Consider the following 26742-nt stretch of genomic DNA (forward strand, 5'->3'; position numbering starts at 1 on the left):
AACAGCCGGGAAGTACTTCAAGATAACAGGAGGAACGAACATGGGGCAAAAGCTCGTTGGGATACTGCTAAATGCCGCTATGCACGGGGGCGTTCCCCGGTTAAAAACCGGACAGGAATCTCTGGCCAACTACGAAGAGGCCGCCGCCGCATACGGATTAACCCCTTGCTTTGTGAAGCTGTCCGACATCGACGTGGCGTCCGGCTTCAGCAGTGTCTATATGAAGAAAGGTCCGCAAGGCTACCGCAGACAGATCGTCCCTACGCCGGAGGTCATCCACAACCGGGCAATCTATGATCCCCGCAGCACCGGCGTCGAGCGCCTGCTCCGGCAGGGGATTCAGGTCTATAACAGCTGCAACCGCTACGGAAAAGATCAGATTCACGGCCTGCTGGAGCAGAATCGGGAACTGCAAGCTGTTCTGCCAGTCACAGCAAACGGACTTGCCGGCCTGAGAGAGATGATGAGCCGCTACCCGGATCTGATCCTCAAGCCTTGCCGGGGCAGCGTGGGTATCGGCGTGATGCGGCTCACCCGCAGCGGCGAAGGGCGCTGGCTCTGGAGCTACTCTATCTCCGGCTCAAGACGCAAGGTTAGCAGAGTCATTAACCCTGACGCCATTCCCCGGGCCCTTCGCGCACGGCTCTCTTCCGTGCCCTATCTGGTCCAGGAACGGATTCCGCTGGCCGAGATTAACGGACGCCCCTTTGACCTGCGTGTCACGGTACAGCGGGGCTGGGGCGGAGCGTGGCAGGTCACAGGCCTGTTCGCCAAGCTGGCAGCGCCCGGCGGCTTTGTATCGAACATTGCCAGAGGGGGCGAAGCCCTGAAGTCCTCTTTTGCCCTGGAGCAGGCATTCCCTGGAGAAGAGGCAGCCAGAATCCGTATGTCCGTCCTCTCACTCAGTCTCGCCATCGCCCGTGAGCTGGAGAAGAGCCTGCCGGGGCTGGCCGATATCGGTCTTGACATCGGTGTCACGAAGCACGGACATCTGTATTTCATTGAATGCAACGGACGCGACCAGCGTTACGGCTTCCAGAAGGCCGGACTGCGCGGGGTATGGAAAGACAGCTACCGTCAGCCTATGGGCTATGCCAGATATCTGTACGAAGAAGCACTAAGAACGAACTCTTATTGATTTGTCTCCTATTCTATGTCAATATAATGCAGAGCGGGTGGAGTCCCTTGGCACAGGATAACACTGCTGCATGATGGAAGGGAGATGGGCATGGTTAAACAATTGCTGCGGCTGATGACCGAGCTATCCTCGCACAGATGGCTTTCCAGGTTGATGGGGGCTTTATCCCACAGCAGACTCAGCCGCCTTATGATTCCGGTATTTATTCGTTCCTATCAGATTCCTGCCGCCGAGGCGGAGAAGGCTGCCGGAGAATACCGTACACTGAATGAATTCTTCAGCCGCCGCCTGAAGCCGGGAATGCGCCCGGTGGCCAGCGGTGAGCATGCCGTAGCCAGTCCCGTGGACGCTATGATTACGGCAATGGGCGAAATCAACTGCGGCACGATAATGAATGTGAAGGGGCAGGATTATACGCTGGAGGATTTGCTTAATCACTCGCCACACCTCGAACTGTACAAGAAAGGCTATTATTTCGTCCTCTACTTAAGCCCTACCGATTATCACCGGATTCACTCCCCGTTAACCGGACAGCTCCGGGAGAGCGATTATATCCGCGGACGGGCTTACCCCGTGAATGATTTCGGCATGCGCCATATGAAGAGTGTCCTGAGCCGTAACGAACGGCTGATTACTTATATAGCCGGCAGCTATGGCGAGACCGCCGTGGTCAAGGTAGGCGCAATGAATGTGAGCAGTATCCGCTACACCGATGAGGCGGCCAAAGAATGGCAGCGCGGCGACGACCTGGCTTATTTCGAATTCGGTTCCACGGTAGTCCTGTTGATGGAGAGCGGCACCTTCACCCCGCGCGCCGGGCTTACCCCGGACACGAAGGTGAAGATGGGCGAGCTGCTGGGAGAGATGCGGCGGCCGGTGTAACACAATCTATCAAGTGGCAACGAATAGAAGGATAAGTTATCGTGTGAAACATATAATTTCTTTATTTTCAAAAAGGACTTCAGGCAGAAACAGCCTGAAGTCCTTTTAATATGCAGATATTTCATGGTTATTTAGCATTCCTTTTTAGGTTTATAGCTTACATTATGATAGTTTTCATCCAATGATTTGAGATGACAGATCATTTATTGCTATGTATGCTTCATTTGGATAAAGTCAGCTTCATGCCATACGTAGCCAAGGAGAATGGTTGGAATATATACTTTAAATTTCAACTCTATAGGATGCTCTGCACTCACAAACTTGTCCAGCATTAAATCGCTGGAATCTTCATTGGATCTTAAACTATATACTCTCATTTTTCTCCCCCCTATCGTTGCATTGCATAGTTTGTATTCATTAGTACGCAATTTCCCCCTTGTTATAGTGAAGGGTAGTTATGCAGCTTACTTGTAGGCATAGTTGATCCCAATTCCATGATACCAAAAAAGGAGTATCCCAACCCGTCCACCAGCTGGAATACTCCCTTTATCAACATCTATGCTAAGCTGGACGCAGCGCCGCTCCGGTTACTCCGTAACCTTACTCTGATTCGCCACCTCACGCGCTTTCTGCTGCACCTCTTCCGGTTCGCCGAGATAGAAGCGGCTGATCGGCTTCACGTCGTCGTCGAGCTTGTAGACCAGCGGAACGCCGGTCGGGATATTGAGATCCAGCAGCGCGGTCTCGTCGATATCCTCCATATACTTGATCAGGGCCCGCAGCGTGTTGCCGTGCGCCGAGATCAGAACCCGCTCCTTCTTGCGGATCAGCGGCACAATCCGGTTGGTCCAGAAATCGCCGACCCGGTGTACGGTATCCTCCAGGCTCTCTCCGCGCGGGATGTCACCCGGACGCACTTCCTTGTAGCGGATATCATGTCTGGCATAACGCGGATCATCCGGCTCCAGCATCGGAGGGCGGACCGAGAGGCTGCGCCGCCAGATATGGAGCTGCTCCTCACCGTATTTAAGGGCCGTTTCACTTTTGCTCAGACCCTGCAGTGCACCGTAATGGCGCTCATTGAGCTTCCAGGATTTCTGCACCGGAATCCACAGCAGGTCCATCTCATCCAGCACATAGTTCAGCGTCTTGATCGAACGCTTCAGCACCGAAGCGAACGCCAGATCGAAGGTATACCCGGCATCCCTCAGCAGCTTGCCCGCCTTCTTCGCCTCTTCAACGCCCTTCTCCGTCAGATCAGGATCACTCCAGCCCGTAAACAGATTCTGCCGGTTGTATTCACTCTCTCCATGCCGTATCAGGACTATTTCGTACATAAGTATGCTCCTTCTCCCGTGTATATTTTGCTGTGCTGTGCTTTCCTTTATTTTGTCACAGCGCAGTGCTCACTTCAACTTCAGGCCTGTCTTGCGGACTGGGGAGCCGCTATTTCAGCTATTCTGCCAGATAACGCAGAGCAAGCGGACTCAGATGCTCTTAAGTTAGCCCATACGCCTCCATTTCGGCCCCGATCAGCCTGATAACGGCCCCTGAGTCCGCAGCGGGTGGAATAAGTGCCTTTTCCGCAAAATAAGGTCCTCACGGTCCGCATAGCACACATTGGCACATCGAGCACCCATAGCACATCTAGCACATGTAACACATCTACCACACTCAGCACGATACTCGCCCCGCCGCTTCAGCGGATCTCTGACGGGCTTTTCCCGGTATGCTGCTTGAATTGGCGGCTGAAAAAGAAGATATCGCGGTAGCCGAGCGCATCCGCTACCTCCGTGACGTTCATGCCTGCATACAGCAGCAGATGCTGAGCCCGTTCGATCCGTGCACGGATCACATAGGACTGGACCGAGGAGCCAGTGATCTCCTTGAACTTGATTGAGAAGTAGCGCGGGGATAACCCCGCCCGGGCGGCCAGATCCTCTACCCGGTGCGCCGCCCCGGGATGCTGGCTGACATAGTTGGCGACCTCGTGGATCACCTCCGCCAGCTGGTTGCTGACATGGCGCTCGACCGGCCTCGCCTGATCCTGCCGCAGCAGATGAATCATGAGCTGCTTCAAAATCAGACGTCCCTCCTCCTCCGCCGCATAGGTCTGCACCAGGAACAGCCGGACATAACGGGCCAGCAGATGCTCGAATTCCACCGTCTCGCTCAGCTCATGGTAGAATGCCGGCACCTCGGTCACCTCCTCGGCAACATCGAAGTGAATATATGTAAGCACAAGCGGTTTTTGCGGATTATGTGTGGCGCTGGTGTAATCCCCCGGGCGGAACAGGAAGCAGCTTCCCTTCCCTACCTGATAGGGCACCCCGCCGCGCACAACCGTCCCCTCCCCGCTCCAGACGTAGAATAAATCGTAATTTTGCAGCGGCTTCTCTCTTTTTTGCCACTTCCAGCCCGGTTCACAGACAATCTTCGCCAGGGCCGGGAGGATTACAAAAGAGGATGGCGATGCATGTAGCATATAGTTCCCTCCTAAACGTATAGCGTAAGCTTACTTTTCATAATACCTTGTCCGGTTCCCATTTGTACATCTTCTGCGCTCCGCATGGGGACGGGCCGCCGCTTCGATTCCAAAACTATTTATGAAAACGCAGCATTCCTCAGTGACGGCGGCAATCCGCGGTGTTATAATGTTAGGCAATGTTAGCGTATATATCCCAGAAGAATACCGGAAGGATGAAACTGATGAATCCACTGGCTGGACAATTGAATGACAGCATCAAGGCAGGCAATGAACATGTGTACGATATGCTCTCTAGTCTCGGTAAAGCAATCTATTTCCCCAAAGAGGGGATCCTGAGCCAATCCGCAGAAGCCACGGCTCATGCCAAGAAGTATAACGCCACCATCGGAATCGCTACCGAGAACGGGTTGCCGATGCACCTTGGTGTGATCCAGGATAAACTCTCCGCCTACAGTCCCAAAGACCTCTATGGCTACGCGCCTCCAGCAGGCAAGCCGGAGCTTCGCTCCGTATGGCGGGAGAAGATGCTGCGTGAGAATCCGTCGCTTGAAGGCAAGTCCTTCAGCAATCCTGTCGTAACGAATGCGCTGACCCACGGGCTTAGCATCGTTGCCGATCTGTTCGCAGAGCAAGGGGATGCTGTCATCTATCCGGACAAAAACTGGGAGAACTACGAGCTGACCTTCGGCATCCGCCGCCTGACCGAGACCGTTAATTATCCGCTGTTCACCGAGGATATGAACTTCAATAGTGAAGGTCTGCTCGATGCGCTGCTGTCCCAGAAGGACCGCGGCAAAGCCATCGTCCTGCTTAACTTCCCGAACAATCCGACCGGATATACACCGGGCATTAAGGAAGGCGAAGCCATCGTTGCCGCCATTCTGCGTGCCGCCGAAGAAGGCATCAATGTGGTCGTGGTCAGCGATGACGCTTATTTCGGACTCTTTTTCGAGGATTCACTCAAGGAATCCCTGTTCGGCAAGCTGGCGAATTTGCACCCGCGCGTGCTGGCGGTCAAGATTGACGGAGCCACCAAGGAAGAATTCGTCTGGGGCTTCCGCGTCGGCTTCATCACCTACGCTTCGGAGAACAAGGAGCTGCTGGCAGCCCTGGAGCAAAAAACACTGGGCATCATCCGGGCCACCATCTCCAGCGGAGCGCATCCATCGCAGACCTTTGTCCTGGACGCACTGAAGGCGCCGGAATTCGCCGCACAAAAGGAAGAGAAGTTCCAGATCATGAAAGGCCGGGCCAACAAAGTGAAGGCGCTGCTGGACAGCGGCAAATACGGCGATGATGTATGGACTTATTATCCGTTCAACTCCGGGTACTTCATGTGCCTGAAGCTGCTCACCGTGCCGGCTGAAGCCTTACGGCTCCACCTGATCCACCGTTACGGCCTGGGCACCATCGCCCTCGGTGAAACTGATCTGCGCATTGCCTTCTCCTGCATCGAAGAGGATCAGCTGGAAGATCTGTTTGATCTGGTCTATGCGGGTATCCGCGATTTGGAGAAAGCCTGATCATCAAGCTTTGACATAGGCAAGTAAGTAGCCCCGGAATCCCGGGGCTGATTTTTTTTGCCCGGTGCTATGGCATTGGCCCATACACGTTCTTCCCTCCGCACATACAATACGGTGTACTCAAGTACAACAAACTCACACGCGAAAGGGGAATGAACATGAGCGAAGAAGTTAGAGGCGGATACGGATACGGACACGGTGCATTCACAAGCACTGGAGCCATTCTGGTTCTTTTTATCCTGCTGGTTATCATCAGCCGTTCACTCTTTGTCTAACAAGGAGTGAGTCCCCTGGAGGGAGCCGCGCGCTCTCTCCGATCCACGTGTTATAGCATTCCCTGCTCCACCTGATATGAAGAGGGTACCTACCCCTTCTATAAATGCTTGTCTTTGGAAAATGGCCTCAGACTCCGCATCCGCGAGAGCCTGAGGCCATTTGTTATAAACGCACCCGCTTGTGGGTACGTATGGTCTGCTGCTGCAATCTGTTCTACAGATCGTCTTCATCCAGACGCGCTTCCTTGCGGGTGGAGCGGACCTTGAACAGATAGGCCAGCAGGAATCCGCAAGCGAAGGTGGCAAGCACCTCCAGCGGGCGCTGCCCTGCCTGAAGCAGGAGCGGTAATCCGGTCAGCAGCGCCAGGACCAGAAGGGCCCGGAATACAAACTGGATCGTTCCCTTGCCCTTGCTGCCCTCCGGCAGCGGGTAGACGGTCAGCCAGAACGATTCGCTGTGCAGCTTGCGCAGCGCCGTCAGCTGAATGCCCATCAGGAAGAGGAAGAATACATAGATGCCGCTGCCGAGATAGCTGCCTTGCATCATCCAGACCAGGAACAGGTCCAGCACAGCCATCCGCAGGACGATGCCGAAGACGTCGCCCCGGGCGAAGCTTTTGGTCAGGAGGAACCGGTACGCTGAATCCCGCTGCCAGCTTAGGCCACTGCCCCAACGTGACAGATAACGGCGGGCATAGACCCGCTGCTCGCGTCCCGGAACATCAACGAACCAGCCGAGGACCATCAGCGCCCGCGTTCCCTGGTTCTTCTCCATGGTGATCAGGCGTTCCCAAGGAACAGCGTGCCGGCCGGGGACGGCCAGCGCGGCCACATAGGCTGCGGCCAGAATCAGAATGAAGATCAGGGCGCGCATCGACGGCTGCCATAGCCATGCGGCTATCATTAGACCGCCAACTGCCCAGCGCAGCAGGTTATAGCCTGCCGCAGCGGGGCGGGAGAGCATCGCCGTCTCCCGCCATAATCCGTAGCTGGATAACAGCTTGACCAGTATCAGCACCAGCAGGGTGGCTAGCAGCCCCCTGGGAGACTCCTCGGTGCGTATGTACAGCGGCCATAATGTAATGAGGATAAAGGCCAGCCGCAGAATCTTCCACACATTGCCGCTGACCCAGGACGGGGCGAAATACTCTCTCATCCGGTGGCCCTGCGGCAGCAGGAAGATCGTATCCGGGGTCTGCAAATACGTCCGGAAGCTGCTGTGTACCGCCGCAGGAACCAGCAAGACGAACATAATCCAGCGGATCGGTATGTTAGGCGGAATATCGCGCAGCAGCGCCGTGTACCAGGCGGAGAAGATAATCAGCACCAGCAGGAACACCATGGCGACACCGCTCTGAATGATATATCCCATATAAGGGACCAGGCTTCCTGTGAACCGGCTGCGCCGCTGCCGGCGCAGCTCCTTCAAATCCATATCATTTCCCTCCCTGAACCAGCTCGTAGAACAGCTGCTCCAAATTCAAGCCCTGCAGCCCGGCCTTCGCGGTCATCTCGGCAAGCGTTCCCTCCGCGATCACCATTCCGCGATGCAGCACAATGAACCGGTCACAATAGTTCTCGATGGTGGAGAGAATATGCGAGCTGAGCAGAATCGACGCTCCGGACTTCTTCAGCTCCAGCATGAAATCCAGCAGGGAGCGGATACCCAGCGGGTCGAGGCCGAGGAACGGCTCGTCGATTACATACAGAGCCGGACGCGCCACAAACGCGCACATAATCATCACCTTCTGCTTCATACCCTTGGACAGATGGGAGGACAAGGTATCCATCTTGTCCTCCATATTGAAGAGTGCAGCCAGCTGGCTGGTGCGTGATTCATAATCACTGCGTTCCACACCATACGCTCTGGCAGTGAATTCCACATGCTCACGGACCGTCAATTCCTCATAGAGCAAAGGGGATTCCGGCACAAAGGACAGCGCGCTGTGATAGCTCTCGGGATCGCTGCCCCGCGTCTTCCCTTGTACAGTAATCTCGCCCTTATGCGGGGACATCAGCCCCAGGATATGCTTCATCGTGGTGCTTTTGCCCGCACCGTTCAGTCCGATTAACCCGACCATCTCACCTGGCTGCACAAGCAGGCCGATATCATGCAGCACCGGCTTGTTCAGGCTGTATCCTCCGCTTAAACCCGTAATTTGCAATACGGGAGCTGTATTCATTGACCGTCACCTCTCGGGGTTTTGTCCTTGAGCCACTTCGGGGCTCCCTTATTCTTGCGGTTCTTGTCCCGCTCCGCCTGGCTGCGGGCCTTGCCTGCCGGCCCCGCCGCGCTGCGCGTGCTCGCGGCAATCCCCGGCCGCTGCTCGCGCCGCGCCGTGATCCCACCACCGCTGCCAGCCGCTGCGCCAGGCTGCCCGGCCGGCGCTTCGCCGCCCGTCCCTCCGCCTGCTGTTCCAGCCGCCGAGGTCCGCACTTGCGGCTTGCCGGTGCGCGGCGCTGCCATGCCGCCGCGCGGTTCAGCCCCTTCGCGGCGCTCCTTCGCGCCGCCGCTGCGCAGCTCGGCGCGCTCGCCTTCCGCCAGCGCCTTGCCGAAGGCCATCGCCCGCTCGTCCAGCTGGATATCCAGCTCGCGGGCGAATTTGCGCATGATGAACGTCTGCTGCTCCGTAACGATCGTTACGGATAAGCCGCGTTTGCCCATGCGCCCGGTCCGTCCGGCACGGTGGACATAGTGCTCGGAGTCAAAAGCAGGATCGAAGCTGATGACAAGCATCAGATTCTCAATGTCAAGGCCCCGGGCCGCTACGTCGCTGGCGACCAGTACCTTGAGCTTGCCGTCCCGGAAGCGGGTCAGCACGTTTGCGCGCGTCACCTTGTCGGCATCGCCGTACAGCGCTGCGGCCGGAAGGCCCAGGTGGTTCAGCTTCGCTGTCACCTCGGCAATATCATCGGTTGCGTTCACGAAGACAAGCGCCCGGTCCGGCTTGTAATGGCGGATCACCCGGCGCAGCATATCGATCTTGTTCCGCTCCTCGCACACCACATAGTGATGCTCCAGGCTCTGGGCGGTCATCACGCCGGGATCGATGCCCACCTCTGCCGGATTCTTCATCTCCCGGTTCGCCAGTAGACGGGTCTCCGGTCCAATCGTGGCCGACAGCATAACCAGCTGCCGCGTACGCAGCGCGCTGCTGACGATCTTCGTCACTTCGCCCGCACCGCTAAGCTGGAACATCTGATCCGCCTCATCGAGAATAATCGTGCTCACCTCATGCATCTTGAGCTTGCGCAGTCCAATCAGCTCACGTATGCGTCCCGGGGTGCCGACCACCAGGTGCGGATGCTCCCGCAGCTTGTCAATCTGGCGCTTAATCGCCGCCCCGCCGATCAGTCCTATCGTCCGGATGCCCCGGTGTGCCCCGTAGCGCTCCGCTTCACGGAGGATTTGCATCGCCAGCTCCTGGGTTGGGGCCAGCACCAGCTTTTGCACCGATTTCGAGTCGGGGTTAATCCCTTGCAGCAGCGGCAGCAGATAAGCCAGTGTCTTGCCTGTTCCTGTCTGGGATGCGGCCAGAACATCTCTTCCTTCCAGCAGAAGCGGAATCGTCTGCTCCTGTACAGGGGATGGTTCGGTAATGCCGAATTCAGACAATCGGGCAGCAAGGTCTTCCTGGATGCCGATAGCCGCAAAAGAAGCTTTATTCATAATAGGGTTTCATCCTTTTCACTTAAGATAATATGTTCATTATATGCCAAAAAGGCCTCTCCACCAAATGGAAGGCCATAAAATCTAACTCCGAGCCGTATTTAATACGGTCACTCCATCCTGTATGCTCTAGGGGGACAAGTCGTTCACGCCACAGCCGGTAAATATGATCTGTTCATTTTTTGTTCATCAGGTTATAGGTCAGCTTGTCTGCCAGCCGCGGGAACAGGCCATAGAGCCGGATGCCGAAGCCCGCCAGACCGGGCAGGTCCACTTCCTCTTTGCCCTTGTCCATCAGCTTGACGATCTTCGCGGACACATGCTGCGGCGTCATCATGATCCGGCTTACGCTTCGTTCATAATTGCCTGAAGGGTCGGCGGTCTTGAAGAATTCGGTGGCGATAGGTCCGGGGTTCACAGCCGAGACAATAATACCGCTCCTCCGCAGCTCCTGGCGGAGCGCATTGGTGAAGCCGAGAACAGCATGTTTGGTGGCCGTGTAGGACACCGAGCGTGCGGTTCCGATTTTGCCGGCCATAGAAGCCACATTCACGATCTGACCGCTGCCGCGCGTAAGCATATGAGGAACGACAGCCTTGGTGCAGCGCACAATTCCCATATAGTTAACATCCATCATATCGGCGAACTCTTCAGACTCCATCTCTGTAAAAGCCGCAAACTTGCCGTAACCGGCATTATTGAGCAAAATGTCAATTCTTCCGTATTGCTCCAGGATCTCCCCGAAGGTACGCTCCACCGCCGCCTCATCGGTCACATCGCAGACGAACAGTCCATAAGCGCCCTGGATGCCCGCCGCAGTAGTCTGCAGCTTATCCTCCGAACGGGCCAGGAGAACGGGAACCGCCCCGCGCTCACTGAGCATTTGGGCCGTAAGTGCGCCAATTCCGCTGGAAGCGCCTGTAATCACCACAATCTTGCCTTGTAATGCCATGGAATAGATTCAACTCCCGATTATCCGCCTAAGAGATCATAACCTGAATATCCAGCTCCCCGATGCCCTCCATCAGAAGAGGAATACTTAGCGCTTTGCGCGGCAGTATGGACATGCTCTCCCACTTCATCAGCTTCGGCGGGGTAATGTCTACGGACACCCCTTGATTGGAGAGAATAGTACTGGCATTGCCGCTAATCATATTGCCAAGCTCCGATATGGCACTCTGCCCCATCTCATCCATCTCCGTAATCACATAACCGCCCATCATGGCCGACACCATCTTAAGTGCCACCGGTTCGGCAATCCCGAAGATAATATTCCCGGTGAGCTGACCTGTCATTCCCACTTGAATCCATATATGATTATCGATCAGTTCAATATCCTTAATCCCCAGCATACCGGTGGACGGCGAGACTTGGATCACCTGTTCAATTACAATGCGCGCAGACTCTAGAAACGGATTGATTACTTCTGCTTTCATGAAAGTGCTGTCCCCCTCGACCAGTCTTTAGTCATATACCAAAAGTCCTAAGCAATAAAATTTATTATACTTCATATATCGGCATTATTCACCAAAAATTAATGGTCTTGTCGAATGATTTCTGAAGATAGTTTGGACGGCAACATTGCCCTCCCGGGAGGAATCTCCTATAATTTAATCAATAAACGTAAGATCTGCGGCGTCACACCCTCCGAGTGCAGCACTCACAGCGACCCTTTTACCCGTCTACCTTGTCAGAATCCGCAGCCTGCAGACTCTCATTCAGGAAGCAGACATGTGCGTATACGTCTCCGGAAAGCTGCGGCTTTCCCTATTTGTACAAATAAACGGCGGCACCATCCGGTAGCCATAAGGGGGCAAGTCCATGAATATCAGCCAGCTCGAAACACTGATCACCATCTCCAAAACCATGAGCTTCCGCAAGGCGGGCGAGCTGCTCAACCTGACACAGCCGGCGGTCTCGGCCCAGATTAAAAGCCTGGAGGAAGAATTCAAAACCCAGCTTGTTGACCGGAACCAGCCGGTGACGCTGACGGACAGGGGCAAAGTTTTCCTCGCCCACGCGGAACAGATTGTCGGAATCGTAGATGAGCTTAAGCAGCGCCTTGCCGATCTCGAAGAGAATCCCCAAGGGCATATTATTCTCGGTACGACCACCTCCATCGCCATCCAGATTCTCCCCCGGGTGCTTTCCTATTTCCAGGATCAGTTCCCTGATATCAAAACCTCGATCTCATCCATGTCCTCCTCCCAGATCTACCAGCAAGTCGAGAACGGGATTGTGGATGTCGGTATCGGCTATCTGATTGGGCGCAACCCGGGGATGACGACCTCGGTCCTGTATTATGATACTTTTGAACTGGTTGTCTCGCCCCGCCATCCGCTGGCCCAGGTCAAATCGGCCGGGATTGAGGCCCTGGGCAGAATCCCGCTCATCCTGCTCTCACCAGATACGGTCGGCCGGAAATTTGTCGATGAGGTGCTGGCGAGACACGGTATTCAGCCGCTGGTGATTATGGAGCTGACCAGCAGCGAGGAAGTGAAGCGGATGGTTGAGCTTGACCTGGGCGCGGCGGTCATCTCCAAGCAGTCTGTCATGGCCGAGGTTAGACTTGGCACACTCCGCATCGTCCCGATCATTGAGCTGGAGGTGACCCATCCCGTAGGTGTCATTACCAAATCCGGCAAGTATGTCAATTCTGCCATGAGACAATTCCTGAGCGATCTTAAGGGGATGCCCGAGACCCAGTTCATCGGCTCAGAGTAACCTTTACCCATTCTGCCATATTGGCCTAAGGAGATGTTCCCTGTATGAATTTCGACCTGCACACCCACCATTTCCGCTGCGGTCATGCTGACGGCAATATCAGAGACTACATTGAAGCCGGAATAGCGGCGGGGCTGGATGTCATCGGTATTTCCGACCATTCGCCTTACTTCGGAAGCCCGGACGAGCAGGCTTTTCCGCGTATCGCCATGGCCAAGTCCGAGCTGGCCCATTATGTCCAGGAAGTTCTGTCTCTGCAACAAGAGTACGAAGGACGCATAGATGTCCTGCTTGGCATGGAGTCGGATTATTTCCCGGAGCATGCGGAGCTGTACCGCAAGACCTTCGCCGCATATCCGTTCGATTATGTAATCGGCTCAGTCCATCACGTAGAAGAAGTCAGCATCTTCAACAAAAGCCGCTGGAAGGGGCTTGGTACGGAGCAGCAGCTTGCAGCCAAAGCGGAGTACTACCGGCTCATAGCGGAATCTGCGCGCAGCGGCATGTTCCAGGTTCTCGGTCATATTGATGCCATGAAAGGGAATTATCCCCCCTTCTCCGAGATTGCCGCTCCGAAGGAGATTGACGAAGCCTTGCGCATCATCGGCGAATGCGGGCCAGCCATTGAGATCAACACCTCCGGTGGCACCAAGCTATGCGGCGGCTGGTATCCCTCCGATGAGATTCTGGAGCGGGCCCTGCATTTCGGCGTCGAGGTCACCTTCGGCTCAGACGCGCATAAGCCTTCCCGTGTGGCCGATCAGCGCAATCAGGTCGCTGCCAGGCTGAAGGAGATCGGATTTCAGTACTGGGTCTATTACAAGCAGCGCGGGAAGATCAAGGTTGCGCTGTAATCCTATAACGCAAAAAACCGTTCTGCAAGAAACTTGCGAAGCGGTTTTTTGCTATTCAGCTACGCCCATTCCCACCCGAATTCATTCTTACTTGGGCATTTTGCCCGGCGTTACGGACCGAGGAGCTCTTATTTCTGCTGAACCAGTCCCTAAGAGAGCTATCCCGTCTTCAATTGTACGTGAAGTATTATGCCTTGTTCAGATTCTCACAGGTGAAGCCCTGCTGCTTCAACGTATGCTGCGCATCCCCGTACTGCGGATTCAAGGCATAGAAGCGGGCAATCGTACTGCTCCAGTCCCTTTCCGTCAGCCCCTGCGCCTTCAGCGACTCACGGTGGGCCGCATTATATTCTTCGATCAGGCCCTTCTGATCGGGATTATAGACTTCCTCGTGATATACAGCCGCGATAGGCAGGCGTGGTTTCTTCGGCTGTTCTCCCGCCGGATAGCCAATGCAGAGGCCGACCACCGGGAATACATACTCTGGCAGCTGCAAAAGTTCAATCACCCCTGCCGTGTTGCGGCGCACGCCCCCAATCGGAATAATCCCCAGCCCCAGCGACTCGGCGGCAGCTACTGCATTCGATAGTGCAATGCCGACATCCGTAGCCCCAACGAGCAGTGCGTCTATGTCCGCAGCCGTTTCAAACGGCTGGCTTTCCAGCTCCGCCGCAAGCTTGGCCCGGTGAAAGTCCATGCAGAACACCAGAAATACCGGCGCTTCCGCCACATGCTTCTGGTTACCGCTCAGCACTGACAACTGCTGCCTGCGTTCCTCGCTGCGTACCGCAATCATCGATACCTGCTGGCCGTTCACCCAAGAGGGCGCCGCCTGGGCTGCCTCAATAATCGTCTTCAGCTTCCAAGGCTCCACCGCCTGCCCACTATATTGCCGGAACGAACGGTGGTTCATAAGTAATCTAATCACATCATTCAAAGGTTCATTTCCTCCCCATCTATACTTAACTTACCCATGTACCGTATACCATTTAAACTATCATAGCCCATTCCCCTTGGAGACTGCCAGCACACAATGTTTATACCGCAAGTGGGGTGGCTACGAATTCAGGGGCACTTATGCTCCTCATTCGCTCGTCCAGCCCACTTCAGGCCAATCCAATGGGATTTATCCCTTTCATCGGGAGCCCATGCCCGCACATGCCCAAAAAAAATGGACCCGAATCATCGGGTCCCAACAGCAGTTATATTTTCAAAAGGGGGTCATGTACTTAGTTTAACCGCTGACTGTTAGAGTTTGATAACGGCATTATTTCAATTGTGTAACAATGTGAAGACTTTCATTACGTCGCCCGAGCCGTCTGCCATCGGCAGGGTCCGCTCCAGGGTCAGGCCGTTCCTCAGCATGACCTGGGCGGACCGGTAATTATCTCCCCGGCAGCGCCCCTCGACCCTCTTCAGTCCAAGTTCACCGAATCCGTAGGCCAGCAGCAATCCCAGAGCCTCAGTCGCATACCCGCGTCCCCACCATAACGGATTCAGCATATAACCCAGAACCGCCTGGCCCTCCTGCCGGTTCCAGTTCTGCAGGGAGACTGAGCCGATCAGCTCCGGCTGGCCTAAGATATAGATTCCTGCATGTAGCGCGCCGGGATCATAGCCGTGCAGCATCCGGTTCACCAGCTTATCCAGCACACCCTGCCGGGAAGTCGATCCGTGGCGCAGCTGAATATGCGGCTGCACCTCCGGGTGGGAGAGCAGCGACTTCAGCTGCGCTCCGTCGCCGGACGCCATATTCTTCAGTTCTATCCTAGAACCTTGCAGCGACATCCCCATGATCATCTCATAAGTGCTCATGAACTTCTCCCTCTTCTTCTCCCGCCTATGGCGTCCCTCTCATGCAGTCCGTCTACCCCCGGCGCAGAGTCAGCACGGTAAGCTCCGGGCGGCACAGGAAGCGCAGCGGCATCAATGTCTCGCCGAAGCCCCTGTTCACATACACTGGCATGGCCTTATTCTCTGTATAATACAAGCCGTCTATGTATTTCTGAGATCCGTAGGGCGTGAACGGCGCGCCGACCAGCGGCAGGCGAATCTGACCGCCGTGGCTATGCCCCGAGAGCTGAAGGTGAAACGGGTACGCTTCCGCCACATCGGCGTAATCCGGCTCATGCATCAGCAGGACCGTGAAGATGCCGTCCGGAATATCCCGCACTGCTGCCTCCGGGTCCGGCTTGCCGTGCAGCATGTCATCCAGTCCTGCTACAGCAATCATCGCTCCGCCTTGCTTGATCAGATAGGACTCGTTCCGCAGGACGCGGAATCCGGCCTCCGTCAGCAGATGGGTCAGCAGCTCCGTATTCTTGTAATCGTGATTCCCGAGGATGGCATACTTCCCAAGCGGGGCTTCCAGCTCTGCGAGAATGGGGACCGAGTCGGTCAGATCTTCAGCATAGCTGTCTACGATATCCCCGGTGAAGCAGATCAGATCCGGCTGTTCTTCTATGATATGCTTCGTCAGCCGGGCCAGATCCTTCGCATCCTTGTTGAAGCCCAGATGCACATCGCTGAAATGGACCAGCCGGGTCCCGGCGAACGCGGACGGCAGCTCCGCAAGCAGCAGCTCCCGGCGAGTCACCTCTAACCAATTCGGCTCCCCTTGCCAGGCATAGCCGCCGGCGAGGAGGCCTGCGCCAACTACCGCGCCTGCTCCCCGGGCCAGGAACTGGCGGCGGGTCATCTTGCGGCCGCCCCGGCCTTCCGGCTTCGGTGGCCCTGTTCCCGCGCCATTCGCAGCAGCAGGAACCGTACGCTCGGGAGAGCCCCCGAACGGTTGTTTGCTCATAGGGAGATTCTCCTTTCTATCCTTGCAATCTATGCGGTTAATATCACTAATGATTTCCTTACGGACCGTGCGGGTCCATCTCATCCTGCTTCTCCGATACCGCTTCATCCACCTTGTCATCAATATCCACTTCTATCGCTGCCTCAACCTCTTCTTCCGTACCGGGTCCAAGGATTTTGCGGAACAAGCCCAGCATGGACAGCGCATAGGCGACCGTAATGAAGCTGAAGCAGATCTGCATAACTACAACCAGCCTTGAGGTATTGTCTATGGGAGCTATATCCCCGTAACCGACTGTCGTAAAAGTAGCCACGCTGAAATAAAGGAACGTAATCAACTGGCTAAGCAGATCCTGGCCCAAGCCTTCTCCCTGGAACGAGGACTGTCCAAACAGCTTATATATCGATGTATATACGATTGTAAAAAAAAGAATGCAGGTGAACGCAGCGATGCTGATCCGGACCAGCGTCTGCTGCAGCCTGACTTCCTTGCTGTTGGAATCCCTGATTTCATGGAATATAAACAGAATATAGAACAGGACTGAAGCCAGGACAAAAAACAGAATCAGTCCGCGCAGTCCCCGGTTGCCGGGCACAATCGTACCCAGATCGATCAGGTTCAGCAGGTCCTCCGCCGAGATCAGCGCATAGATCAGAATAGGAGCGAGCAGCACGCCTCTGCCCATCCAGTTCAGCTTCAACCGGGCAAACCTCAGTACCAGGAATACGATAACAATGATATTGAAAGCCCAGATCCACCATGCCATGGCCTTTACGCTCCTGTTCTATGCTCCCGGCTTCCCGCCGGGAAGGTCCTTATCCGGTCCTGCCGATACTCGCAGAGCAGCGGCTTGCCCGGACTTATACTAGCTCTTAGTGCGCTGACCGGCTCCGGTCTTAGCATGCGAATCTTCTTCCGGTCCGCTTATGACTCTGATCCGGCATTCTTCCTCAGGAGCCTCGCGGTAGGCGCGGGCAATTCCCTTATCCTTAATGTCCGCCCGGCTGACCCAACGCTGCTTGAAGCTAACTTCAACCTCCTGCGTGAACGGGAACGGAGTCAGGGTCAGCGTAGCGCTATCCTGCCACTCAGCCTCAATGGCACGGCCGGAGGTGAAGCTGAACTCCTCGCTGCCGGAGAAGCCGTCTGCGAACCAGGGATGCTTCTCTGATTCGGCGCTGCCCGGCTTGCTGAGCGCCAGGAACAACGACAGATCATCGCAGAATTGCAGCAGTCTCGCGTCATAATACAGCTCGCCTGCTTCAAGCGGCTTGCTCTGCTCCAGCGCCCGGTGGATACGGGCTCTACGGTCTGCCTCACCCTCCAGATATTGTGTCAGCTCCGGGCACTCCTCACCCGACACCTCAATCAGACGTTCAAAGTGCGAGCTGCACAGCAGCGCCCCGTATGGCGTCTTCGCTTCCACCTCATCGATTCCCCGTCTATAGAAGGTCAGCTTCGGCACAACCGGGAAATCGAGGAAGCTGTATGGCATTCCCTCCGCATCATTCCAGAACGGTGTCTCATCCAGATCAATCCAGCCCCGGTCATGGTTGCTTACTGCCCAAAGTACCTCAGCCCGGCGGCCTTCAGCGGGCGTATGCTCTTCCTTGAACCACTCAGCAAATTCTCCGGCCAGCAGCCCGTGCTCATGCTGCTTCGTCATTACAAGCATTCCATCCTGTTCACGACAAATCACAGTCATTCCTCCCCGTTATCCGCTGTCAGGCGGTTTTCTTCAGCTATGTAGATTATAACATATTCACCTATATTTATCGGAACCTGCGGACGTATGGCTATTCTATGCAGCTTCAGGCTCTTCATTACAGGCTGTCTACACATGTACCCTTTTTCCAGCCGACCAGAAACATCCGTACCTGTTACTATGCCAGGCGCAGCCAAACAGACCACCCAGGAATTATACCTGAATGGCCTGCTACGATTCTGCTTATAGCAAAAGGGTCTAGAATGCCGTCAGACACCCAGCCAGCGCTTGAACATATGCTTCGTCGTCTGCTTGTTGATCTCGGCAATAGAGGTTGTGAGCGGAATGCCCTTCGGGCAGGCCCGCACACAGTTCTGCGAGTTACCGCAGCCGTCGATGCCGCCGTCTTCCATGAGCGCATCGAGGCGATCCTCAGCGTTCATCTCACCTGTCGGGTGAGCGTTGAACAGGCGCACCTGCGAGATGGCTGCCGGCCCGATGAAGTCGGTCTTCTCGTTAACATTCGGGCAAGCCTCCAGGCAGACGCCGCAGGTCATGCATTTGGACAGCTCATAGGCCCACTGGCGCTTCTTCTCCGGCATACGCGGTCCCGGACCAAGATCATACGTGCCGTCAATCGGAATCCAGGCCTTTACCCGCTTCAGAGCATTGAACATCCGGCTGCGGTCAATCACCAGATCGCGGACGACCGGGAAGGTCTTCATCGGCTCAATGCGCACCGGCTGCTCCAGATTGTCGATCAGCGCTGCACAGGCTTGACGGGGCTTGCCGTTGATTACCATCGAGCAGGCGCCGCAGACCTCTTCGAGACAGTTGGATTCCCAGCACACAGGAACCGTATTATCGCCTTTTGCATTCACCGGATTCCGCTGTATCTCCATCAGCGCACTGATTACGTTCATCCCCGGACGGTAGGCAAGCTCGAACTCCTCCGTATAAGGGCTGGTCTCCGGTTCATCCTGGCGGGTAATAATAAATTTCACATTTTTGGGAGCTGCTGCTGTTTCCGCCATGTCAGTTACCTCCTAGAAAGTTTGGTTAGTCTAGCCGGTCAATCCTTCGAGTAATCCCGCACGCGCGGAGGAATCAGCGATACATCGACTTCCTCGTAGGAGATCTGCGGGCCGTCAGCTGTCCAGGCGGCTTTGGTGGTCTTGAGGAATTCCTCATCGTTACGCGTCGGGAACTCCGGCTTGTAATGTGCGCCCCGGCTCTCATTGCGCAGCAGCGCTCCAAGCGTCATGGCCTCCGACAGCTCCAGCATATTCCACAGCTGGCGGGTGAACGCTACGCCCTGGTTGCTCCAGCGCGAGGTGTCGCTCATGTTGATGTTACGGTAACGTTCCTTCAGTTCTTTGATTTTGCCGATCGTCGCTTCGAGCTTCTTGTTCTCACGCACCACGGTCATATTCGCCGTCATCCATTCGCCAAGCTCCTTATGGATCACGTAAGCATTCTCTGTGCCAGTCATCCCCAGCAGCGACTCATATTTATCGGTCTGCGTCTTGTGGAAGCTGTCGAACACCGTGGAGGAGATATCCTGCACCGATTTCTTAAGGCCCTTGATGTATTCCACAGCCTTCGGACCGGAGACCATCCCGCCATAAATGGCAGAGACCAGGGAATTCGCGCCCAGACGGTTGGCCCCGTGGTATTGATATTCACATTCCCCTGCCGCGAACAAGCCGGGAATATTCGTCATTTGATTATAGTCGACCCACATGCCGCCCATTGAATAATGCACAGCCGGGAAGATTTTCATCGGAATTTTGCGGGGATCATCCCCCATGAACTTCTCGTAGATTTCAATAATGCCGCCGAGCTTGACGTCAAGCTCCTTCGGGTCCTTATGCGACAGATCCAGGTAGACCATGTTCTCGCCGTTAATGCCCAGCCCCTGATCCACACACACATTGAAAATCTCACGGGTAGCAATATCGCGCGGCACCAGGTTACCGTACGAGGGATATTTCTCTTCAAGGAAGTACCACGGCTTACCGTCCTTATAGGTCCAGATCCGTCCGCCTTCACCGCGCGCCGATTCCGACATCAGCCGCAGTTTGTCATCGCCGGGAATCGCCGTCGGGTGAATCTGAATGAATTCCCCGTTCGCATAATGCACACCTTGTTGATACACGGCGCTTGCCGCAGTTCCTGTGTTAATGACCGAGTTCGTGGTTTTGCCGAAAATAATCCCCGGACCGCCGCTGGCCAGAATGACCGCGTCCGCCGGGAAGGTCTGAATCTCCATCGTCTTGAGATTCTGGGCGCTGATGCCGCGGCAGACCCGCTCGTCATCCAGAACCACCGAGAGGAATTCCCAGTTCTCGCTCTTGGTAACCAGGCCTTCCGCTTCCCAGCGGCGCACCTGCTCATCCAGCGCATACAGCAGCTGCTGACCGGTAGTCGCCCCGGCGAACGCTGTGCGGTGGCGCTTCGTTCCGCCGAACCGGCGGAAGTCGAGCAGCCCCTCCGGGGTACGGTTGAACATTACGCCCATCCGGTCCATCAGGTGAATAATGCCTGGTGCCGCTTCGCACATGGCCTTCACTGGAGGCTGGTTGGCCAGGAAGTCGCCGCCGTAGACGGTATCGTCGAAATGCTCCCAAGGCGAGTCACCCTCGCCCTTGGTATTCACGGCGCCATTGATGCCGCCTTGCGCGCAGACGGAATGTGATCTTTTGACAGGGACCAGTGAGAATAGATGTACATGCGCGCCGGATTCAGCGGCCTTAATGGTAGCCATCAGGCCGGCCAGACCGCCGCCCACGATGATGATATCGGCTGATGCCATGATTGTTCCCCTCCTAAAAGTGTGATGAGCCTATGGTTCTTCGCTTATATTCTAAATGAAACTGCGCACTGACTGCATCGCCGTAGCGGCAGTTTGGAATTCATCGTTACGGAAGGTAACCAGCGACAGGACGAACATGAAAGTAACGAGAACGAAAATACCGAGACATAGTACAGACGATACTCTCTGCGAACGCGGACCCACCGTGATTCCCCAGCTGATCAGGAACGACCAGAGACCGTTGGAGAAGTGGAAGCAGGCGGCCACGATTCCGACAATATAGAGAGTCATCAGCAGCGGCTGGGTCACAATGTTATGCATCACTCCGCCAAGCTGATCATGCTCCACCTTGCCGAGCGCTACCTGAACGCGGGTGTCCCACAGATGCCAGACAATGAAGATGAAGGTAACGACTCCGCTGATCCGCTGCAGCGTATAACGCCAGTTGCGCTCAAGATTGTAGCGGTTCAGGTTCGGCTTCGACTGGTACGCGATGTACAAGCCGTATACTCCATGGTACAGGAGCGGCAGCCAGATGCCAAACAATTCCAGGAAGAAAACCAGCGGCAGGCTGTTCAGCCAGAGCACACTGTCTGTGAAACCGGAAGCGCCACCCTCTACTGCTGCGAAGTTCGTCAGCATGTGCTCAAGGAAGAATGCCCCGAGCGGGATAACGCCGAGCAAGGAATGAATCTTTCTGGAATAAAAACCTCTCATGCAAAGTGTCCCCTTTCCATATAAAACAGCGTTTTCACAAGTCTTTTTAAAGAGCATACACCGCCGGGAGTACAGTTGAAACAGGGCAGCGGCAGGCTTGATTTACCGGCTAATAGTCTGTTTTCACCACTATCCATTGTTTTCCCGGACTTTGCTGAATAATTCACAATATGTGAATATCTTGTGTCACTTTTCATGTTACTCTTTTTTTGCTTATAAGGGAATTGCAATCTAATTATTAATCGTTATACAATAAATGCATAAGAATATTTTTTATCTGATAATAATTCTCATTTAGCTTCATTAATAACTGACAATCCAGGGTTGTCTTCCGGCCATTTGGAGAAGCCCGGTTCATCGGCAATGCTTTTTATCACAATTGAATGGGAATTTGGAAGAGAGGAGCACGATGAAATGTACGATGATTTAGATGCTTTTGCTGCGGTGGTGGAGCACTCCAGCCTGAACCGGGCCTCGCGCCAGCTCAACCTGTCCCAGCCGGCCCTCTCCCGCAAAATCTCCAAGCTGGAGGAACGGCTCGGCGTCGCCCTGTTCAACCGCTTCGGCAAACGCCTGGAGCTTACAGAGGTAGGCCGCCTTACCTACACCTATGCGCTGGAGCAGCGTCAGCAGCGTTCCAAATTCCTGGAAGCGTTATCGAAGTTCAAGGAGGGCGAGCCGCAGCTAGTGACCCTGGGCGCCAGCCTGACCACACTGCAGACAACCCTGCCTCCTCTGGTAAAAGCGTACACAGAGAAATATCCGGCAGCCGAGCTGAAGCTCATCACCGGGAAGACCCATGAAATGGTCACCGCTGTCAGCGAAGGTAAATGCGATGTCGCCATCATCGCCTCCCAGGTCCAGGAGCCGGGGCTGCGCTGTATCCCGCTATTCGAGGACCAGCTCCGGCTGGTCGTCTCCGAGCAGCATCCGCTGACCCTGACGCCGCGGCTCACGATGGAGCATCTCTCCCGGCTGCCGATGATTCTTTTCTCCAAGGGAACCTGGTACCGCCGGACGACAGATGATCTGTTCCAGCGCTGCGGGGTTGATCCCGATGTACGGATGGAGATCGACTCCTTCGAGGCCATCGTCCGTCTGCTGCCGACCATCAAGGCTGCGGCCCTGCTGCCGAATTCGTATCTGCGCCCGGAGCTGCTGAATGGCGGGGGGCTGGTCTCCCTGCACATCAAGGAGCTGGAACAGACGCAGCGGACCACTTGTCTGGTCTATCAAGGCAGCGGCGGACTCAGCACGGCAGCGCGCTGCCTGGTGCAGGTCACGGAGGATGTCTTCCTGAACAGCCGCGAGTAGCGGCGGGGAACACGGCAATCACCCGGCAAGCCTCCGTAATACTACGGATGGGTCTGCCGGGTGAGGATACTGCCGGGTAATTCTTTTGCTATACTAAGCTAGACATACACCGAATTAACGGAATTTGCCTGCATCAATTGCTGCCTGCTTCTCATCGAGAATCTCCTGGTAGCCTGCCTCCAGGTACGTCTTCTTGGCGGCTTCATACGTAGCATCAAATTCAGCTTCCGGAGCGAGTACCACCTTCACATACAGCTCCTGGAACAGCGTGTTCAGATCCGCCTTGTATTCGTTCACCTTCTCCAGCACCACATTGAACAGGGCATCCGGTGTACGGAATTCGGCAACCTCGTCATAATACTTCACCAGATCATCCGCCAGCGGCTCATAACCGGCCGGTGCCCAGTTGCGCAGGTTGGCCTTACGGGTCTTAGCTTCATCCGGGTACTGGGCAATTTCCGTCACCAGACCCCAGTAGTCCTTGTTATTGTTCTGTGCCAGCACCGCTTCGCCCTTATAATCCGGGTTCTTCAGCGCAATGCCGTCTGCGTCAAGCGTATAGTTCTCCCCTTCGATCCCGTTCTGGAACTTGAACAGGTTCTCCGGCTGGCTAAGCCATTCCAGATACATCCACACGGCTGCGCGTTCTTCCGGCTTAGATTCATAGTTAATCCCCATGATGAAGCCAAACGGCCAGTAAGCGCGTCCCTGAGGCTTATTGCCTTCTGGAACCCCGGCATACGGAGGCACTACCGCAAATTTGGCATCCGGGTTATTCTGTAGCGTAGCCGCAAAGACATCGGTGTTATTCGCCAGATAGAAGCCGAAGTTGCCGGTTTTGCCTGCCACAAATTCAGCCTTAATCTTCGGCTCATCATTGCGCAGATAGAATTCCTTATCAATCAGGCCATTATTATACTGATAATTGAGGTTACGCAGGTAAGCCTCTGTCTCCTCCGTAGTCAGATCGGCCACACTGAGATCGGAATACAGCGCACGATACTTCGCATCCACCGGCCATTTGCGGAACGGATAGTTGAAGTTGAAGAAGTTCTGCAGCAGATTGCCGCCGCTTACCCCGAGTCCGGCTTCCTTCCACTTGGCCAGCATCTCGTTATACTTCTCCAGCGATGTCAGATCCTCAACCTTCATGCCTACCTTTTCCACCCAGTCCTTGCGGATAATATTGACGAAGTTGTCAGCTTCAGGACGAGCAGCGAAGAAGAAGGTCTTCTGATCATCCACGGTACCATACTGTTCAATCGTCTCACCCATACTTTTCCAGTAGGTCGGCGCATAATTTTGAATCTCCGCATAATCAAGCGGCTGCATCACATCCTCACCATAATAAGTAAGCGCTTGCGGCATATCATAGTGGAAAATAATGTCCGGAGCCTTATGCGAAGCCAGGAGCTGTTCGAAATCCGTTACTTCTTTGGAGCGGGTAATCGGCACATAGTTAACCTCTATATTATATTTGTCGCCGAACTCCGCCTGCACCCAGCGGGTATAATAGTTATCGGACACGTTCCAGCCTTCATAGGCACGCTCATAGACGGGAATGTCGAGCGAGACTTTTTTCTCGAAGCCCTTGGAATAATCCGGATAGGCCCCTTCGGCCTGATTCGTAGCAGCGGCTGTCTCAGCCGGCTTATTGCTGGATTCGGCTGTACCCTTAGTATTATTTCCCCCGGAGCACCCGGCCAGCAGGCCGGCCGTCATGACGGATGCCATCATTAACGAATACACGCTTCTTTTACTCATCGCAATTCCCCCATTTTTTTGAATTTTCGTAATTCCAAAGAATGACTATATACCAGAGACGCAGGATTACTCCTTGACGGCTCCAAGCATAACACCTTGAACGAAGTATTTCTGGACGAACGGATACACACAGAGAATAGGCAAGGTAGCGAATACAACGACTGACGCCTTCAGGACTTCGGGATTGCTGAGCTGCACCTGGCTGGCCTCCAGCTGGAAGCTTTCACTTGCCTGAATGACCAGATAATACAGCTTGAGCTGAAGCGGCCGGAGCGAGGTCTCATGCTTGATGTAGAACAATGCGTCCTGATAAGCATTCCAGCGTCCCACCGCATAGAAGAGGGCGAGTGTCGCCATAATCGGCTTGGATAAAGGCAGCACAATGCTGAACAGAATCCGGAAATGTCCGGCACCGTCGATCCGCGCAGATTCCTCCAGACTGACGGGAATCCCGCTGGTCAGCGAGGTTTTCATAATCAGCAGATTGAAGGCACTGAAGGAGAGCGGCAGCACCAGTGACCAGATGGTATCCATCAGCCCCAGATTATTGATGTTCATATAGTCGGGGATAATGCCCCCGCTGAAATACATGGTGAACAGGAAGATGAAGGTGATCACCCTGCGGCCCTTGAACTGGGTCCTGGACAGCGGATAGGCGGCGCAGATGGTCAGGATCATACCCAGAATGGTGAACAGCACAGTCACGATGACCGAGATGTACAGGGAACGGAGGATGCTGGCATCCGCGAAGATTTTTTTATACGCTTCAATGGTGAAGCCCTGCGGCCACATAAAGACTTTATTGGCAATGACGTAGGAGTCAGAGCTCAGCGATTTCGACACAACATGAATGAACGGCAGCAGGCAGAATAACGAGATGATAATAATGACGAGACGGATCAGCGTTTCCCAAATATCGATACGTGCTTTATGGGGTGCGGCAGTGCCTCCGGCTATTGCTTTCATGGTTCCTCTCCTTTCTACAAAATCCCATCCTCGCCAAGCTTCTTGGCTACGCGGTCCGCGGAAATGACCAGAATAATTCCGATGACGGACTGGAATAATCCGATGGCGGTCGCCCGGCTGAAATTGCCGCTCTCGATCCCCCAGCGGTACACCAGGACGGGTATGGTAGTGGTGTACTCCGTGGTCGCTTTATTTTGCAGCGCATAGATACGCTCGAAGGAGCCGTCCATTACTTTGCCCAGCGCCATAATCAAGAGCGTCACAATTGTTGCCCGGATCGATGGAAGAGTGATATTCCACACCTTTTTCCAGCGGCCTGCCCCGTCTACCGTAGCAGCTTCATACATCTCGGGGTTGATCCCGCTCATCGCCGCCAGGTAGATAATCGTGCCCCAGCCCATGCTCTGCCAGACCCCGATCACGAGATAGCTGATCAGCCAATTCGTATCCTGCTGCAGGAATGGAATCCGGGTGCCTCCCATCAGTTCTATGAGGTTGTTGACCGCGCCGCCCCCCTCACTGAGGAGCTGATAGGCGATGGCTCCGATAATGACCCAGGACAGGAAGTGGGGCAAATAGAGCACCGTCTGATTGATTCTTTTGAACCGTACGCTCTTGATCTCGTTCAGCAGCAGAGCCAGCACAATCGGCATCGTGAAGCTGAAGCACAGGTCAAGCACGTTCAGCAGCAGGGTGTTGCGGACGGCCCGGATGAAATCAGGCTTGGCGAACAGGTCCTGGAAGACCTGCAATCCGGCCCATTCACTGCCCCAGAAGCCTCTGGCAATCTTATAATCCTTGAAGGCGATTACAAGTCCGGTCATCGGCAAATATTTGAATACGATGACAAAAGCCAGTGGAAGCATCACCAGCAGATAGAGCTGCCAATCCCGCTGTAAATAATAGCCGAACCCCTGTTTTCTTCTTAATAAAGGACTGTGATTTTTTTGTGAAGCGCTTGCAGCTTTCAACATATTCACCTCCTGCGTTGAATTCTTCTTGCCGGTTGCCGGCTTATGTTCTCCGGCCTGGTTCCCATGCTACTGCCTTTGCCGGGGTATGAATATCATGAGTATTGATGATCACCTATCACAATTGATTGCC

Annotated in this window: 26 protein-coding genes; 7 read left to right on the plus strand and 19 right to left on the minus strand. The window is 54.9% G+C overall.

The window, feature by feature from the left end; all coding sequences use genetic code 11:
• Positions 1–40: 40 nt before the first annotated feature.
• A complete protein-coding gene (locus NST43_RS25090) occupies positions 41–1138 on the plus strand; it encodes a YheC/YheD family protein (protein WP_209994795.1) in 1098 nt (365 codons plus the stop codon).
• A gap of 90 nt (positions 1139–1228) precedes the next feature.
• Positions 1229–2020 (plus strand): archaetidylserine decarboxylase, encoded by a 792-nt coding sequence (gene asd / locus NST43_RS25095; RefSeq protein WP_209994796.1) that lies wholly within the window; start codon positions 1229–1231, stop codon positions 2018–2020.
• 209 nt (positions 2021–2229) lie between these two features.
• Here asd and NST43_RS25100 read toward each other — a convergent pair whose 3' ends face one another.
• The 3 genes from NST43_RS25100 to NST43_RS25110 all read right to left on the minus strand — a co-directional run bounded on the left by NST43_RS25100 (position 2230) and on the right by NST43_RS25110 (position 4505).
• Complete coding sequence (locus NST43_RS25100) at positions 2230–2397, minus strand: hypothetical protein (RefSeq protein ID WP_339220019.1); 168 nt, start codon at positions 2395–2397, stop codon at positions 2230–2232.
• A gap of 210 nt (positions 2398–2607) precedes the next feature.
• Complete coding sequence (gpmA, locus tag NST43_RS25105; protein ID WP_339220021.1) at positions 2608–3357, minus strand: 2,3-diphosphoglycerate-dependent phosphoglycerate mutase; 750 nt, start codon at positions 3355–3357, stop codon at positions 2608–2610.
• Between the two features lie 362 nt (positions 3358–3719).
• Entirely contained in the window at positions 3720–4505 is a 786-nt protein-coding gene (locus tag NST43_RS25110; RefSeq protein WP_036727103.1) for an AraC family transcriptional regulator, read from the minus strand.
• Positions 4506–4729: 224 nt separating this feature from the next.
• Between NST43_RS25110 and NST43_RS25115 the strand changes: the two genes are divergently transcribed.
• Positions 4730–6031: an aminotransferase class I/II-fold pyridoxal phosphate-dependent enzyme gene (locus NST43_RS25115; RefSeq protein ID WP_339220022.1), complete on the plus strand. Its 1302-nt coding sequence runs from the start codon at positions 4730–4732 to the stop codon at positions 6029–6031.
• Positions 6032–6189: 158 nt separating this feature from the next.
• Positions 6190–6306, plus strand: coding sequence for a YjcZ family sporulation protein (locus NST43_RS25120; protein ID WP_209994562.1), 117 nt, complete (start codon positions 6190–6192; stop codon positions 6304–6306).
• A 214-nt stretch (positions 6307–6520) separates the two neighbouring features.
• On the opposite strand, the gene NST43_RS25125 is transcribed toward NST43_RS25120, so the two are convergent.
• From NST43_RS25125 to NST43_RS25145, 5 genes are all read right to left on the minus strand, one after another.
• Positions 6521–7741, minus strand: coding sequence for an ABC transporter permease (locus tag NST43_RS25125; RefSeq protein WP_209994560.1), 1221 nt, complete (start codon positions 7739–7741; stop codon positions 6521–6523).
• A 1-nt stretch (position 7742) separates the two neighbouring features.
• Entirely contained in the window at positions 7743–8489 is a 747-nt protein-coding gene (locus NST43_RS25130; protein ID WP_339220025.1) for an ABC transporter ATP-binding protein, read from the minus strand.
• The gene (locus tag NST43_RS25135; protein WP_339220027.1) at positions 8486–9976 is read right to left on the minus strand and encodes a DEAD/DEAH box helicase; all 1491 of its coding nucleotides are present in this window, start codon (positions 9974–9976) and stop codon (positions 8486–8488) included. The genes NST43_RS25130 and NST43_RS25135 overlap by 4 nt, the downstream gene beginning before the upstream one ends.
• 175 nt (positions 9977–10151) lie before the next feature.
• Complete coding sequence (locus NST43_RS25140) at positions 10152–10928, minus strand: SDR family oxidoreductase (RefSeq protein WP_209994555.1); 777 nt, start codon at positions 10926–10928, stop codon at positions 10152–10154.
• A 28-nt stretch (positions 10929–10956) separates the two neighbouring features.
• Positions 10957–11412, minus strand: coding sequence for a chemotaxis protein CheX (locus tag NST43_RS25145; protein ID WP_209994554.1), 456 nt, complete (start codon positions 11410–11412; stop codon positions 10957–10959).
• Between the two features lie 385 nt (positions 11413–11797).
• Between NST43_RS25145 and NST43_RS25150 the strand changes: the two genes are divergently transcribed.
• Both NST43_RS25150 and NST43_RS25155 read left to right on the plus strand, forming a co-directional pair.
• A complete protein-coding gene (locus NST43_RS25150) occupies positions 11798–12700 on the plus strand; it encodes a LysR family transcriptional regulator (RefSeq protein ID WP_209994552.1) in 903 nt (300 codons plus the stop codon).
• 44 nt (positions 12701–12744) lie between these two features.
• On the plus strand, positions 12745–13554 hold the full coding sequence (locus tag NST43_RS25155) for a histidinol-phosphatase (protein WP_339220031.1): 810 nt from the start codon (positions 12745–12747) through the stop codon (positions 13552–13554).
• A 187-nt stretch (positions 13555–13741) separates the two neighbouring features.
• Here NST43_RS25155 and NST43_RS25160 read toward each other — a convergent pair whose 3' ends face one another.
• From NST43_RS25160 to NST43_RS25195, 8 genes are all read right to left on the minus strand, one after another.
• Complete coding sequence (locus NST43_RS25160; RefSeq protein ID WP_339225523.1) at positions 13742–14482, minus strand: NADPH-dependent oxidoreductase; 741 nt, start codon at positions 14480–14482, stop codon at positions 13742–13744.
• Positions 14483–14826: 344 nt separating this feature from the next.
• Positions 14827–15369 (minus strand): GNAT family N-acetyltransferase, encoded by a 543-nt coding sequence (locus tag NST43_RS25165; protein WP_339220033.1) that lies wholly within the window; start codon positions 15367–15369, stop codon positions 14827–14829.
• A 52-nt stretch (positions 15370–15421) separates the two neighbouring features.
• Positions 15422–16357, minus strand: coding sequence for a metallophosphoesterase (locus NST43_RS25170; RefSeq protein ID WP_339220034.1), 936 nt, complete (start codon positions 16355–16357; stop codon positions 15422–15424).
• A 58-nt stretch (positions 16358–16415) separates the two neighbouring features.
• Positions 16416–17123: an ion channel gene (locus NST43_RS25175; RefSeq protein ID WP_339220035.1), complete on the minus strand. Its 708-nt coding sequence runs from the start codon at positions 17121–17123 to the stop codon at positions 16416–16418.
• Positions 17124–17222: 99 nt separating this feature from the next.
• The gene (locus tag NST43_RS25180; protein WP_339220037.1) at positions 17223–18056 is read right to left on the minus strand and encodes a DUF3891 family protein; all 834 of its coding nucleotides are present in this window, start codon (positions 18054–18056) and stop codon (positions 17223–17225) included.
• Positions 18057–18331: 275 nt separating this feature from the next.
• Positions 18332–19096, minus strand: a complete 765-nt coding sequence (gene sdhB, locus NST43_RS25185) for a succinate dehydrogenase iron-sulfur subunit (RefSeq protein WP_209994542.1) — start codon at positions 19094–19096, stop codon at positions 18332–18334.
• A 38-nt stretch (positions 19097–19134) separates the two neighbouring features.
• The gene (sdhA, locus tag NST43_RS25190) at positions 19135–20877 is read right to left on the minus strand and encodes a succinate dehydrogenase flavoprotein subunit (RefSeq protein ID WP_339220039.1); all 1743 of its coding nucleotides are present in this window, start codon (positions 20875–20877) and stop codon (positions 19135–19137) included.
• A 51-nt stretch (positions 20878–20928) separates the two neighbouring features.
• Complete coding sequence (locus NST43_RS25195) at positions 20929–21594, minus strand: succinate dehydrogenase cytochrome b558 subunit (protein WP_209994539.1); 666 nt, start codon at positions 21592–21594, stop codon at positions 20929–20931.
• 414 nt (positions 21595–22008) lie between these two features.
• On the opposite strand from NST43_RS25195, the gene NST43_RS25200 reads away from it, so the two are divergent.
• Positions 22009–22908, plus strand: coding sequence for a LysR family transcriptional regulator (locus tag NST43_RS25200; RefSeq protein ID WP_209994537.1), 900 nt, complete (start codon positions 22009–22011; stop codon positions 22906–22908).
• Positions 22909–23022: 114 nt separating this feature from the next.
• Here NST43_RS25200 and NST43_RS25205 read toward each other — a convergent pair whose 3' ends face one another.
• The 3 genes from NST43_RS25205 to NST43_RS25215 all read right to left on the minus strand — a co-directional run bounded on the left by NST43_RS25205 (position 23023) and on the right by NST43_RS25215 (position 26612).
• On the minus strand, positions 23023–24672 hold the full coding sequence (locus NST43_RS25205) for an ABC transporter substrate-binding protein (RefSeq protein ID WP_339220040.1): 1650 nt from the start codon (positions 24670–24672) through the stop codon (positions 23023–23025).
• A gap of 66 nt (positions 24673–24738) precedes the next feature.
• Positions 24739–25638 (minus strand): carbohydrate ABC transporter permease, encoded by a 900-nt coding sequence (locus NST43_RS25210; RefSeq protein ID WP_339220042.1) that lies wholly within the window; start codon positions 25636–25638, stop codon positions 24739–24741.
• 14 nt (positions 25639–25652) lie between these two features.
• Entirely contained in the window at positions 25653–26612 is a 960-nt protein-coding gene (locus NST43_RS25215) for an ABC transporter permease subunit (RefSeq protein ID WP_339220044.1), read from the minus strand.
• Between the last annotated feature and the right edge of the window lie 130 nt (positions 26613–26742).

It is taken from the genome of Paenibacillus sp. FSL H8-0332, from assembly GCF_037963835.1.
GTDB lineage: Bacteria > Bacillota > Bacilli > Paenibacillales > Paenibacillaceae > Paenibacillus_AQ > Paenibacillus_AQ rhizoplanae.